Annotated in this window: 13 protein-coding genes and 1 pseudogene; 1 reads left to right on the top strand and 13 read right to left on the bottom strand. The window is 72.2% G+C overall.

What is annotated here, in order from left to right; all coding sequences use genetic code 11:
• The 8 genes from ACFFNX_RS26425 to ACFFNX_RS26460 all read right to left on the bottom strand — a co-directional run.
• Positions 1 to 206, bottom strand: a 206-nt coding sequence (locus ACFFNX_RS26425; RefSeq protein ID WP_378207767.1) for an ATP-binding cassette domain-containing protein, incomplete at its 3' end; no start/stop codon positions are given.
• Positions 203 to 1,201: an ABC transporter ATP-binding protein gene (locus ACFFNX_RS26430; RefSeq protein ID WP_378207770.1), complete on the bottom strand. Its 999-nt coding sequence runs from the start codon at positions 1,199 to 1,201 to the stop codon at positions 203 to 205. The genes ACFFNX_RS26430 and ACFFNX_RS26425, both read right to left, overlap by 4 nt.
• Positions 1,182 to 2,054, bottom strand: a complete 873-nt coding sequence (locus ACFFNX_RS26435; RefSeq protein ID WP_378207773.1) for an ABC transporter permease — start codon at positions 2,052 to 2,054, stop codon at positions 1,182 to 1,184. Before ACFFNX_RS26435 ends, ACFFNX_RS26430 begins: the two co-directional genes overlap by 20 nt.
• Positions 2,055 to 2,056: 2 nt before the next feature.
• Positions 2,057 to 3,064, bottom strand: coding sequence for an ABC transporter permease (locus ACFFNX_RS26440; RefSeq protein ID WP_378207776.1), 1,008 nt, complete (start codon positions 3,062 to 3,064; stop codon positions 2,057 to 2,059).
• Between the two features lie 22 nt (positions 3,065 to 3,086).
• The gene (locus ACFFNX_RS26445) at positions 3,087 to 4,628 is read right to left on the bottom strand and encodes an ABC transporter substrate-binding protein (protein WP_378207779.1); all 1,542 of its coding nucleotides are present in this window, start codon (positions 4,626 to 4,628) and stop codon (positions 3,087 to 3,089) included.
• 392 nt (positions 4,629 to 5,020) lie between these two features.
• A complete protein-coding gene (locus tag ACFFNX_RS26450; RefSeq protein WP_378207782.1) occupies positions 5,021 to 5,911 on the bottom strand; it encodes a DsbA family oxidoreductase in 891 nt (296 codons plus the stop codon).
• The gene (locus ACFFNX_RS26455; protein WP_378207785.1) at positions 5,908 to 6,330 is read right to left on the bottom strand and encodes a cupin domain-containing protein; all 423 of its coding nucleotides are present in this window, start codon (positions 6,328 to 6,330) and stop codon (positions 5,908 to 5,910) included. Before ACFFNX_RS26455 ends, ACFFNX_RS26450 begins: the two co-directional genes overlap by 4 nt.
• A gap of 30 nt (positions 6,331 to 6,360) precedes the next feature.
• Positions 6,361 to 6,810: an RrF2 family transcriptional regulator gene (locus tag ACFFNX_RS26460; RefSeq protein WP_378207788.1), complete on the bottom strand. Its 450-nt coding sequence runs from the start codon at positions 6,808 to 6,810 to the stop codon at positions 6,361 to 6,363.
• A 576-nt stretch (positions 6,811 to 7,386) separates the two neighbouring features.
• Here ACFFNX_RS26460 and ACFFNX_RS26465 point away from each other — a divergent pair.
• Positions 7,387 to 7,629: pseudogene (locus ACFFNX_RS26465) on the top strand (transcription antitermination protein NusB); the annotation flags it as partial.
• 905 nt (positions 7,630 to 8,534) lie between these two features.
• Here the strand turns inward: ACFFNX_RS26465 and ACFFNX_RS26470 are convergent.
• From ACFFNX_RS26470 to ACFFNX_RS26490, 5 genes are all read right to left on the bottom strand, one after another.
• On the bottom strand, positions 8,535 to 9,290 hold the full coding sequence (locus ACFFNX_RS26470) for an amino acid ABC transporter ATP-binding protein (protein WP_378207800.1): 756 nt from the start codon (positions 9,288 to 9,290) through the stop codon (positions 8,535 to 8,537).
• A 53-nt stretch (positions 9,291 to 9,343) separates the two neighbouring features.
• Positions 9,344 to 10,216, bottom strand: a complete 873-nt coding sequence (locus ACFFNX_RS26475) for an amino acid ABC transporter permease (RefSeq protein WP_378207791.1) — start codon at positions 10,214 to 10,216, stop codon at positions 9,344 to 9,346.
• Positions 10,217 to 10,240: 24 nt separating this feature from the next.
• Positions 10,241 to 11,116: an ABC transporter substrate-binding protein gene (locus ACFFNX_RS26480; RefSeq protein ID WP_378207794.1), complete on the bottom strand. Its 876-nt coding sequence runs from the start codon at positions 11,114 to 11,116 to the stop codon at positions 10,241 to 10,243.
• A 118-nt stretch (positions 11,117 to 11,234) separates the two neighbouring features.
• Positions 11,235 to 12,371, bottom strand: coding sequence for a M20 family metallopeptidase (locus tag ACFFNX_RS26485; RefSeq protein WP_378207797.1), 1,137 nt, complete (start codon positions 12,369 to 12,371; stop codon positions 11,235 to 11,237).
• Positions 12,368 to 12,781, bottom strand: a complete 414-nt coding sequence (locus tag ACFFNX_RS26490) for a ketopantoate reductase family protein (protein WP_378207803.1) — start codon at positions 12,779 to 12,781, stop codon at positions 12,368 to 12,370. Before ACFFNX_RS26490 ends, ACFFNX_RS26485 begins: the two co-directional genes overlap by 4 nt.
• Between the last annotated feature and the right edge of the window lie 48 nt (positions 12,782 to 12,829).

Below are 12,829 nucleotides of genomic sequence, written 5' to 3' on the forward strand. Positions count from 1 at the left end.
ACCTCGGTGCCGTCGAAGGTGACCCGCCCCGCCTCGGCGGGGACGAGGCCGACCACGGCGCGGACCAGCGTCGTCTTGCCGGAGCCGGTCTCGCCGACCACGCCGACGACCTCCCCGGGCTCGACGCTCAGGCTCACGTCGGACAGGACCCGCCCGGACCCGCGGCCGTACGAGACGCCGAGCCCGTCGACGTCCAGCAGCGTCATGACACCTCCTCGATCCGTAGGCAGCGGGCCGTACGGCCCTCGCCCGCGGGCCGCAGCTCCACCGGCCCGGCCGCGCAGCGCTCGTCCGCGTACGGGCAGCGGGCGGCGAAGCGGCAGCCGGGCAGCGCGGCGCCGGTCGGTGGCGGCTGGCCGGACAGCACCTCGACCGAGCCGGGCGCGGCGACGCGCAACAGTGCCTCGGTATAGGGGTGGGCCGGCGACCGCAGCACCTGCTCGGTCGGCCCCGACTCCACGAGCTCACCGGCGTAGAACACGAGTACCCGGTCACACGTCTCGGCGACGACCGCGAGGTCGTGCGTGACCAGCAACAGCGACAGGCCGCGCTCGGCCCGCAGCCGCGCGAGCAGGTCCAGCACCTCGGCCTGCACGACGACGTCCAGGGCCGTCGTGGCCTCGTCGGCGATCAGCAGGTCCGGCTCGCCGCCGATCGCGATCGCGATGAGGACGCGCTGCAGCATGCCGCCGGACAGCTCGTCGGGGTACCGGTGGTAGACGGTCTCCGGGTCGCGCAGCCCGACCGCGTCCAGCAGTTCGACGGCGCGCGTACGCGCCTGGTCCTTCGGCAGCCGGGCGGCGACCCGCAGGGCCTCGGTGAGCTGGCGGCCGACCGTGATCGACGGGTTGAGGTACGACGCGGGGTCCTGGAAGACCGCGCCGAGCGTACGGCCGCGCACGCCGTCCCACTCGCGGCGGGTCAGCGCGGTCAGCTCGACGCCGGCCAGGTCGACCGTGCCGGCGCTGACCGCGCAGCCCTTCGGCAGCACGCCCAGGATCGACCGGCAGGTCAGCGTCTTGCCGCTCCCGGATTCGCCGACCAGGCCCACGGACTCGCCGCGGCCGACGGTGAAGGACACGTCGCGTACGGCCTCGGCGGCGCCGTCGCCGACCGTGACGTGCAGGCCGTCGACGCGCAGCAGCGGGGCGTCCGGTGCGGATGTGGGCCGGGCCCGGGTCTCAGCGGACGGCGACGGCATCGGGCACCTCCTGAGGGGAGCCGGGCTGGGCGTCCACGGGCAGGTCGGCGCTGTCGCTGATCGCGTCGGCGATGGCGTTCAGCGCGCCCACCGTGATCATGATGGTGAGGGCGGGGATCAGCGGCGCCCACGGCTGCTGGGCGAGAAAGCCCAGGTCGTCGGCCAGCATGCCGCCCCAGGTGGGCGCGGGCGGCTGTACGCCGATGCCGAGGAAGCTCAGCGACTGCACGACGAGGAGGCACTCGGCACCGACCTGTGCGGCGGTGACCGCGATGGTCGGGAGGATCTTGCTCCAGAGGTGGGTGCGCAGGATCCACAGCCGGCCGGCGCCGAACAGCTCGGCCGCCTCGACGTACTGGGCCCGCAGCAGCGTGAGCGAGGCGGCCCGGCTGACCCGGAAGAAGATCGGGGAGTACAGCAGCCCGATCGCGAGCATCGCCTGGGTCAGCCCGTTGCCGAGCACCCCGACCACGGCGACCACGAACACGACGTACGGGAGGGTCTGCAGCGCGTCGACGAAGCGCAGCGACGTCCACTCGTACCCCCGGCCCAGCCAGAGCGAGCCGAGACCGAGGGTGATGCCGACGACCAGCGCCGTGCCCACGGCCTCCAGGGTCGCGACGATGGAGGAGGAGGTTCCCGCGATGAGCCGGCTGAGCACGTCGCGCCCGAGGCCGTCGGTCCCGAGCAGATGATGGGAACCGGGGGCGGACAGCACGTGGGCGGCATCCTGGGCCAGCGGGTCGAGTGGCGCGAGCCGGTGACCGAACACCGCGGCCACCGTCACGACCGCCAGGAGGACGGCCGACAACCGGGCCGACGGCAACCGCAGGGCGCTGCGGAGGGTACCCACGGCTACCTCCTCGCCTGCGGCGTGAACCGGGCGAGCAGGGCGCCGAGGACCAGGTTGCACACCAGTACGGTGGCCACGGTCACCAGCAGCGTCCCCTGGATCACCGGGACGTCGTGCCGCTCGGACGACTGGAGCGTCAGCAACGCGACGCCCGGCAGGCTGAAGATCCGCTCGGTGGGCACCGAGCCGCTGAGCAGCGCGGGCACCCCGACCGTCAGGATGCCCAGCGTGGGGCCCAGGGCGTTGCGCAGCGCGTGCCGCAGCAGCACCCGCCGCCGCGACAGACCGCGCACGGTCGCCCCGACGATGTAGTTCTCCCGCAGCGCGGCCACCAGGGAGGTGCGCAGCTGCCGCGCGATGTGAGCGGCCAGGGTCAGGCTCAGCGCGAAGGACGGCATGAGCATGCAGCGGAACCACTGAACCGGATCCGTGGTGAGGCTCACGTACCCGCCGGCCGGCAGGATCCGCAGGGTCGCGGAGAACACCACGATCAAGACGATGCCGACGACGAACCCGGGGATCGTGCTGAGGGCGGAGCAGACCACGGTGACCGAGCGGTCCAGTCGTCCTCCGCTCTTCAGCGCCGCGGCGGTCCCGGCCGCTCCCCCGATCAGCACGGCGAACAGGGCGGCCAGCCCCGTGATGCCCAGATCCACCGGGAGCGCCTGGCGGATGCTGGCGGAGACCGGGATGGACGTGAAGTAGGAGGAGCCGAGGTCGCCGGTGAAGGCGTGGCCGAGCCAGGTCGCGTACTGCACCAGCAGCGGCCGGTCCAGCCCGAACTGGTGGTTCATGCGGGTGATGTCGGCCGGGGTGGCGGTCTCGCCGAGCACGGCCGCGGCCGGGTTGGTCTTCGACAGCGCGCCGAGCATGTACGTGCCGAACGAGGTGATGAGGAAGACCGTGGCCGTGGTGACCAGCATCCGCAGCACCTTGCGGACCCAGCCGGACGGCCACCGGTTCTCGGCGGATGCGATGCGGGGCCGCGGCACCGCCGCGACGGCGCTCATCGGATGCTCCGATCCGGGGCGTTCACGCGACCGTGACCCCCTCGAACCGCTGGACGACGGTGGCCTTCGGCAGCGCCGACACCGACTTGGTGTGTGCCAGGATCCGGGGCACGGTGAACAGGAAGACGTTCGGCATCGTGCGTACGGCGACGGCGGTCGCGGCCCGCACCACCTGCGGGTACCGCGGGTCGTCCAGCGACGTCTCGACGATCTTCTGGACCGCCGCGTCGAGCTCCGGAGGCGTGGTGCGGCCCGGGTTCATCAGGCCCTCGCCGCCGAACAGCACCTGGAACGTCTGGGCGGTCGAGTCGCGGCCGGCGAACTGGTCCACGGCCAGCGCCCTGGAGTGCTGGATGTAGATGATCTGGGTGGCCGAGGCCTGCGGGATCGTCTCGATGGTCGGCTTGAACCCGACCGCCTGGAGCTGGGCCTGGAGCGCCTGCGGCAGGTTGCCGGGATCGGAGGCGGTGATGGTGACCGGCGCTCCGACGCCGTACTTGGACTTGGCGAGCAGCTGGCGTGCCTTGGCCGGGTCGTACGCGTAGCTGCCCTCCAGCGCCGGGTCGTAGCCCACGTAGCCCTTGGGGAACGGCTGGTAGGCGACCTCGCCGACGCCGAACTGCTGGGTCTTCAGCAGTGCCGCGCGGTCCACCGCGAACTTCAGTGCCAGCACCGCGCCCGGGTCGTCGAACGGCGGCTTGGTGATGTTCACGTCCAGCACCGCGACCACCAGTGAGGGGATCACCTGGACCTCGAGTCCGGCGGCCTTCGCCGCGGCGACCTGGTTTCCCGGGATCTGGGCGACGTTGTAGCGGCCGGACTGCAGACCGGCGATCACCGTGGCGGCGTCCGGCAGCGGGAACAGCTGGAAGTCGTTCACCTTGATCGTGGCGGCGTCCCAGTAGGCGGGGTTTCGCCTGAGGGTCGCCTGCGAGTTCTCCACGTACGAGGTCAGCGTGTACGGGCCGGCGCCGGCCGGTTTGGTGGCCAGTCCCGCCGCGTCGCCCTCGAACGCGGCGGGGTTGACCACCATTCCGGTCTTTCCGGCGAACAGGCTGGGGATCTGGTAGTTGGGGGCCTTGAGATCGAGGACGACGGTCGTGGCGTCCGGCGCGCTGACGGTCTTGATGTCGGCGAGCTGCGCGGCGATGAGCGACTTGGGCGCGTCGCGGCCGCGTTCGATGCTCTTCTTCACCGCGGTCGCGTCCAGCGCCGTGCCGTCGCTGAACTTCAGGCCCGGCCGTAGCTTGAACGTGACGCGGCTGCCCTGGTCGCCGTACTTCCACGACTCGGCGAGGGCCGGAACCGCGTTGCCCTGGTCGTCATGCTTGGTGAGTCCGGCGTACACGAGCGAGAGAGCGTGCACGTCCCAGCCCGCCGAAGACGTCACCGGATCCCACGACGTGGGCAGGTCCCAGCCCCACTTGAGCGTGCCGGCCGTCGTGGCGCCGGAGCCGGCCACGCCGCCGGAACCGCAGGCGGCGGCGAGCAGCAGCGACGAGCCGGCGGCGAGGCCGAGTCCCAGGAAGGAACGTCTGCCGGGTTCGGGGAGAGCGGTGTTCATGGGAGGTCGAGTCCACCTTTCGTGAACAGTCGTGATCACCCGAGAGGTGGCAGGCTCGGGGGCGTCGGGCGTGGCGACTCACCGGAGCGGCGCGGGGCGCGTTTCCGGGAGCTCGGTGAGATCGGGAGACGGTGACGGGTTCGGCGCTGGGACGGTCGTGGTGGAGACGGTCGTACGGCGTCGGTCGCGCGGGCGGGGCTCAGGCGGCGGTGGCGGCCCCGGTGCCGGCGTCTACCGACACAGGGCGCTGGACGTACGCCGGTAGTCGACGAAGCGGCAGACCACACCCGGATGCGTCGAAGTCATGTCCCTATCGTCACCTTCAAGCGCAAATCCTGTCAATAGCTACCTAAATATGTCTTATTGCCCGTGCGCCATCCCGGAGGCGCCGGTCAGCCGCGGAGCGCGGGGTGGGTGGCCGCCTCGGACGGGTGCAGCCAGACCGGTCCGCCCGCGCCATCGACACGTACGGCGCCGGGCGGCGCACCGGCCGATACGGCGAGCAGGGCCAAGTCCGGTCCCGTGACACTGCGGTGGCGTTCGAGGAGCTCCGCGGCGGTAAGGCGCGTGCCCCTGAGACGCACACCGGGCGCCACGCGCTCGGCGGCGTCCACGTACTCACCGAGCTCCCGCCAGCCGGGGACCACCGCCCGTCCGGCGGGGCCGGTGAAGACGAGGGTCGGCAGGGCGAACCGGTGCCGCTCGCCGACCTCCTTAGCCCGGCCCGGGTGCGGTCCCGGGCCTGTGACGGTGAGGACCTCCGGGAACGGCTCCCGCGTCTCCGCCCAGTCCCGGCGGACCGCGGAGCGCACCGGCGCGGAGACGAGGTCGCGAGAGAGCCGCGCGTGGTCCAGACCCGGCACTCCGGTGACGGCGTCGAGCACGGTCTCGACGCGGTCGGCGGGCGTGCCCAGCACGAAGGTGGTCTCCCGCAGCCGGCGCAGGACCGAAGCGGCCACCCCGGCGCCCTGCGCCTCGGCGGCCTTGGCCGCGAGCGAGGACGGCCAACTGCTCCGCGCCACCCACCGCAGCCGCGGCGCGTACGGTGCCCCCGTGTGCTCGGCGATGTCCGCGATGTACCGGTGATACCAGGCGGCCTCCGCGTCGGGGTCCGGCGCTGGATCGTCGTCATCGTCGAACAGGATTCCGAAGACCCGGCGCCATCTCGCCGGGCGACCGTCCAGCGCGGCGCGCAGCCACCGGAACTTCGGCTCCGACCCCCAGGCCCACGGGCACGCCGGGTCGGTGAACTCCACCACGGTCAACGGACCGCCGGCCGTCATGGCCGGTCGACCGGCGCCCACAGACTGGGCAGGTTCACGACGATGCCCTCCTGGCTGGTGCGCGAAATGATCACGACCGCCTCCGTGTCGCCGGGGTTCTCCTCGCGATGCGGAGCGTACGGCGGGACGAAGATGAAGTCGCCGGGCTCGGTCTCCAGCCGCACCTCTTTCTCACCGTCGGCGAAGACGAACACCGGGTTGCCCGACACGACGTAGATCGAGGTCTCCGTCTCACCGTGGTGGTGATCGCCGGAGTTCGTGGCGGGCGCCACCAGGGTCTTACCGGTCCAGAGCCTCGACGAGCCCACCGTCTTGCCGGAGATCGCCTCCAACCGGGTCATGCCGGATGTCTGACTCGTCTCTCCGGTCAGCTCCGCGCCGCGAATGTGCCGCAGCTCACCATGCCAGTCGTCCGCCACCAGTGGCCTCCTCATCGATGTCCGTTCCACTCACACGCTGAGAGCCGCGTCGCGCAACAGCGACACGGCGGGCTCGGGCGGGTCGTCCGCCAGCAGATCGGCCAGGGTCACCCTGTCCAGGATGTCCTCGAACCGTTTCTGCAGTCCCGCCCACAACTCCGACAGCCGGGCGGCCGGGCCCGGATAACGCTGGTCGCCGAGGCTCTCCCCGTGCACGGTCATCAACTGGCCGTCGACCGCGGCGACGACGGCCGCCAGCGAGATCGAGGCCGCGTCACGGCTCAGCCAGTAGCCTCCCTCGCAGCCCCGCTGGCTGCGCACCAGCTCGGCCCTGCGCAGGTCGCGGAAGACCGCTTTGAGGAACCGGTGCGGGATCTCCTGGGACAGGGCGATGCCTTCGCAGGTGAGCGGCCGGCTGGTATCGGCGGCGAGTTCCAGGAGCGCTCGGATCGCGTAGTCCGCTCGTGCCGAGATTCGCATGGCGGCCTTCCCCCCTTGAGACTCCGCTGAGACGAGCCGGCTGAGCCGCCTCGGCTATCAAAATAGCCCCTTTCAGGTATCTATTGCATGAGGAGCCCACCGGACGTGCCCGCGCGGAGCGGCGACGACGGGGCGGTCGTCCACCGGGGCGGGACGCCGATGGAGGACGGCGCCCTGCGGCACGTCGTACCTGGCAGGGCGCGCCGTCGTCCAGGTGGGAGAAGCGCCGGGCGTCGTGGTACCAGGCGACCAGCACGGCCCAACCGTGGTCGTAGACCCGGATGATCGCGTTCTCGGTGGAGGTTCCGGGGATGTGCCGGTGTCCCGAGACCGGCGACCGGCGCAAGGACCCGTGCCCGCCGTTGACCACGATCACCGGTGCGCCGTCGTCCAGGGTCCCGGTCTGGTGTTCGAGCCCGCGACGGTTGTCGGTCGCCTCGAAGATCGAGCGCGCTCCGTGGCCGAGGTGGCGGCGCCAGATCTGTTCCGAGTCCCACCACTCGATCTGCTGCGTCATCACCGGCGGAGCGCTCGGAATCACGCCGACCGCCCCGGCGGTGGCGACGTCCTGATCTGATGCCACAGCGATCCACCGGCCCCCGGCGAGGCAAGGGGCAGGGCCGGCCGGCCCCCCGGCGCCCGCGCGACCAGGTCCGCCGCACCGCGTTCGACGTCCTGCGGGCCGTCGACGAACGCGACGCCTACGCCAACCTCCTCCTGCCCTCCCTGCTGCGCGAACGCGGCCTGACCGGGCGCGACGCCGCGCTCGCGACCGAGCTGACGTACGGCACGCTGCGCGGGCGCGGCACGTACGACGCCGGTCACCAGGACGTCCCTGCCGTCGGCCCGGGCGGTCGCGCAGGGTGCTCCGTTCCACAGGCTGTCGCCGCCGAGGTCGGTGCGGCCGAGTCGGCGACGCGTTCGACCTCGGGCCACCGCCACAGCCACGACGGGTGCTTCTCGCCGCCGGTACCGGTCACCGTGTACCACTCCGGCGAAGACGGCGGAGGCCGCGCCGAACCGCTCGTCGGCCGACGTCCATCGCATGGTCTGACGGCCCCAGATCCTGCCGTCGGCTCCCGCCCGGGGTCCAGCCGTGACGTTCGCCGGTGGTCGGCGTACGGAACAGGAGCCACCGGTCATCCGGTCCGGCCGACGCCAGCAGGGGGACTCTCGCGCCACGGGAGCTCGTCCCCGTCATCAGGTCGCCGAACCGGGCTTCGGCGTCCTCGCGCGCCAGGGCGAGCAGCCTGCCGTCGAGCCCGGTTAGCACGGCCGAGGCCGCGCGGCTCGCCGTCGGCGGCCCGATATGCGACGAACCCGGTAATGCCCTCCCTCACGGCGAACGCCTCGGTCCCGCACCACAGACCGCCACGAGAGCCCCGGTGCCCACGTCGGCTCCGCCGACGCGTCCCGTCCACGGCGCAGCCGAACATCTCGGCCGGCCCGAGGCCGATCAGCAGACGTTCCGGCCCGCCGGACATGCCCCAACGGACGGCCTCGGAGGCGTCCCAGGCGTGCCGTCGCTCCGATCGGTCAGGCGGACCGTCCGATCGCCCGCGACGCTGATCACCGCCGGCCCGACGGACGCGGCCCCGGGCACGGCACGCGCCCACACGCCGTTCGCCTTGTCCTCGTGCTCGGCGAGCGGCATCACTCCCCCGGTCGCCTCCGTACCAGGGCCTCGACGGCGTCCGGCGAGCCGATCCGGGGACTCCCGCGGCTCAGATTCGGCCGGACTCCAGCACGCGCTGGAGGAACTCTCGGGTCCGCGGCTCCTGCGGCTCGGTGAAGATCTGTTCGGCCGTGCCCGTCTCGAGCAGCACTCCGTCGTCGAGGAAGCAGACGGTGTCGGCGATGTCGCGGGCGAAGCCCATCTCGTGGGTGGCCAGCACCATCGTCATGCCGGACTCCTTGAGTTCGCGGATGATGCCCAGCACCTCGGTCACCAGCTCGGGGTCGAGTGCGGAGGTGACCTCGTCCAGCAACATCAGGCTCGGCCGGGTGGCCAGGGCACGGACGATGGCGACGCGCTGCTGCTGGCCACCGGAGAGCCGGTCCGGATACTCCTGGGCCTTGTCGGCCAGGTCGAACCGCTCCAGCAGTTCCCGTACCTGGTCGACCGCGGCGGCCCGTGGCGTCTTGTGCACGCGGATGGGCGCCAGAGTGACGTTGTCCAGCACCGACATGTGCGGGAACAGGTTGTAGGACTGAAAGACCATGCCGATGCGTTTCCGTACCCGGTCCGCGTCCGCGCGCACATCGGTGATCTCGGCGCCGTCCAGGTAGATGCTGCCGTCGTCGACGGTCTCGAGCAGGTTGACGCAGCGCAGCAGGGTCGACTTGCCCGATCCGGAGGCGCCGATGAGGCAGACCACCTCATGGGGCGCGACGTCCAGGTCGATGCCGCGCAGCACGGGCTGAGAGCGGTAGGTCTTCCAGACGTTCTCCACGCGGAGCAAGGCCGGGTCCGGAGTCATGAGTCCTTCGTCGGCGGGAGTGACCGCAGGAGGTGCGCCCTCGCCGCGCTCGGTCATGTGCCGCCTCCCGGTGCGCGTCGCCGCTCGGCTCGGGCGGCGAGGTGGTCGGTGAAGCGGGCGAGCGGCACGGTCAACGCGACGAACAGCACCGCCGCGGCCAGATAGGGCGTGTAGTTGAACGTGTCGGCGGAGTGGATCTCGGCCTGCCGGAGCGCCTCGAGCGGGCCCAGCACGGCCACCAGGGCGGTGTCCTTCTGCAACGAGGCGAAGTCGTTGAGGAGCGGCGGCACGACCCGCCGTACCGCCTGGGGAAGGACCACGAAGCGCAGGCTCTGCGCGTGGCTCAGCCCGAGTGAGCGCGCCGCCGCCCGCTGGCTGGGATGGACCGAGTCGATGCCGGCCCGGAACACCTCCGCCACGTACGCGCCGTAGGACAGGACGAGCGCCGCACCGCCCAGCACGGCCGGATCGCTGGGAGCGCCCCGCAGGTTGAGCGCGGGCACGCCGAAGCCGACGAGGTAGACGAGCAGGATCGTCGGGATGCCGCGGAAGACGTCGGTGTAGCCGACGGCGAGGGCCCGCAGCGGGAAGAAGACCGGGCGGGTCAGGCCACGGGCGAGCGCGACCAGCAGGCCGAGGCCGAGGATGAGCGGCTCGGCGACCAGGAAGATCTCGACGTTGAGCCAGAATCCGCGGAGCACGTCGGGGAACGCGTCACGGATCTCGCCGACGGAGAAGAAGGTCTGCCGGACCCGGGGCCAGCCCGGCGAGGAGACGATCCCCCCGATCACGAGGGCCAGGAAGAGGATCGTCGAGACGGTCGCCACGGACGCGGACCGGCGGCCGATCCGTCTCCGCTGCCGCTCGCGTTCGCGCTGGCGCGCGCTCTTCACCCAGGCAGGCGGGTTCGCACCGGACGCGGTCATGTCAGGATCGCCATCTCGGCGACGTCACTTGAGAATCGCGGCGCCCGCGGACGCGGTCAGCCACTGGTTCTGGATCCGGGCGAGCTCGCCGGAGGACTTCAGCTGCCCGAGGGCGACGTTGAGACAGCCGACCAGCGGGTTGCCCCGTTGCAGCAGCAGGCCGAACTGCTCCGTGCCGTCGGCGCTCCGCGGGAGCTGACCGACGATCTTGGATTTCTTCACCTGGGCGGCGGTGACGTAGAAGGCGGTCGGCAGGTCCAGTACGAGAGCGTCGACCTGCTTGTTCTTCAGGGCGTTGATGGCGTCGATCTGGTTGTTGAAGACCCGCGGCTGGGTGGTGGGCTGAATCTGCCGCCGGACCGCCTGCAACGCGGTCGTGCCGACCTGGACCGCGATGCGGGCGCTCTTGAGCTCGCCGACGCTGGTGGCGCCCGCGTACCTGCTGCCGTCGGCGGTGACCACGGCCTGCGCGACGTCGTAGTAGCCGTCGCTGAAGGTGACCGCCTTCTGGCGCTCGGGGGTGATCGAGATCTGGTTGATGTCGAAGTCGAACTTCTTCGGGCCCGGCGCATAGGAGGAGTCGAACGACTCGGTCGTCCACTTCACCTCGTTCTTGGCGAAGCCCAGCCTGTTCGCCACGGCGTAGGCGACCGCGCTCTCGAAGCCCTGTCCGCCGGCCGGATCGTCGTTCTTGAACCACGGCTCGAACGCCGGCTTGTCGGTGGCGATCGTCAGCGTGCCGGGTCTGGTCAGCTTGAGCTTGTCCTTGGTGCAGGCCGCGGCGCTCGTCGCCGAGGTGCTCGCCTTGCCGTCGCCGGTGCTGTCCGCCGGGGCGCAGGCCGTGACGACGGTCAGCGCGGTGAGGCCCGCGACGGCCCACGGCAGCGAAGATCGGGGCAAGGATGCCTCCTGGAATACCCGGATATTGCAGATCGGCTAAGGGTGGATCCCTACCGGAGGCTACCGCCTTCGTCCTCGCCTGCGTCCGCCCAAACCGGATGGACGCAGGCGTCGGGCGTCAGGCGAACGAGCCGATGACGGTGGCCGCCAGGGCGGCGCGCTCGATCATCCCCGACACCGTGGCGTGCTCGGTGCGGGCGTGGGCGCCGGCGCCCACCGCTCCGAAGCCGTCCAGGACCGGGACGCCGAGGGCGGCCGCGAAGTTGCCGTCGCTGGCACCGCCGACCGCCGTCTCCCGCAGGTCGAGCCCGATGTCCTTCGCGAGGGCGCGGGCCCGCTCGTACAGGTCCGCCACCGCCGGGGTGCGGGCCATGACCGGGCGGTTCCAGCCTCCGTCGAGCCGCACGCCCACCCGCGGATCCGCCGGCCGCCATTCCGTGAGCGCCCGTTCCACCCGCCGTGTCTCCGCCTCGTCGGCGACGCGTACGTCGATGCCGGCGTGGGCCGATCCGGCGGTCACGTTGCGGCGGGTGCCGCCGCCGGCCACCCCGACGTTCACCGTCGTGCCCGCCGCCAGGTCGGTCAGGGCGGTCGCCGCGAGGACGAACTCCGCGAGCGCGATGATCGCGCTGGCGCCCGCGGTGGGGTCGAGACCCGCGTGCGCCTCGACGCCGGTCAGCGTCACGTCGAACAGGCCGACGCCCTTGCGTGCGGTCTTCACCGCGCCGTCGGCACTGGCCTCGAAGACCAGCACGGCGGAGGCGTCGCGGCAGGCGTTCTCGATGACCGGGCGGGACGACGGGCTGCCGATCTCCTCGTCGCCGTTCAGCACGAGGCGTACCTGCGGGCAGGTCCGGCCGGCCGCGCGGAGGCCCCGCAGGGCCCAGACCGCCTGCACGAGACCGGCCTTCATGTCGAACACGCCCGGCCCGCGGATCACGTCGCCGTCGACGGAGAACGGCAGCTCGGCGAGCGTGCCCACCGGCCACACGGTGTCGTAGTGCGCCAGGATCACCACGGGGCCGGAGCCGCTCCCCGGGTAGTCGATCACCACCGTGTCGCCGTGCGGCGCGCCCGGGTGCGTGCGCACGGACGCCGGCGCGCCCAGGCGGCGGCCGAGCCACGCGACGACCCAGTCACGCCCGGCCGCGAGCCGGTCCAGGTCGTCGCTGGGGGTCTCCAGCCGGACGTACTCGCCGAGGTCGCCGAGCATCTCCCCGGCGCCGGCGCGCATCCACTCCAGCAGGTCGCTCATCGCACCGTTCCCTTCGCCGCGGCGGCGTCCAGCAGGTCGATGCGCGACTCGCTCATCGAGGACGCGTCGGCCTGGACCTCGGCGAGCTGGCCGAGCAGGAGGCGCAGGACGGGCACGTCGACGCCGTGCCGTTCGGCGGCGGCGACCACGGGCCCGTACTGCGTCGGCACCTCCGTCGGGCGACGGCGCACCGCGATGTCGCGCCAGATTCCGCTGCGGGTCTTGGTCTGGGTCCGCAGCCACGCGACCAGGCGGTCGGTCGCGGAGGCGGACTTGCCGGGGTCGGCGCCGTCGGCGTACGCCGAGGGCTCGAACGCGTCGAACGGCTCCAGGGTGACGCCCTCCGCGGCGGCCACGGCGAACACCTCGTGGGCGACCGCGTGCGCGGCCGGGCGGTGCCGGTGGAGCAGACGTACGGCGGGTTGGCGATGATCACGTCGAACGCCTCATCGCGGACG

This window comes from Actinoallomurus acaciae (assembly GCF_042429965.1).
In the GTDB taxonomy this organism is placed as follows: Bacteria; Actinomycetota; Actinomycetes; order Streptosporangiales; family Streptosporangiaceae; genus Actinoallomurus; species Actinoallomurus acaciae.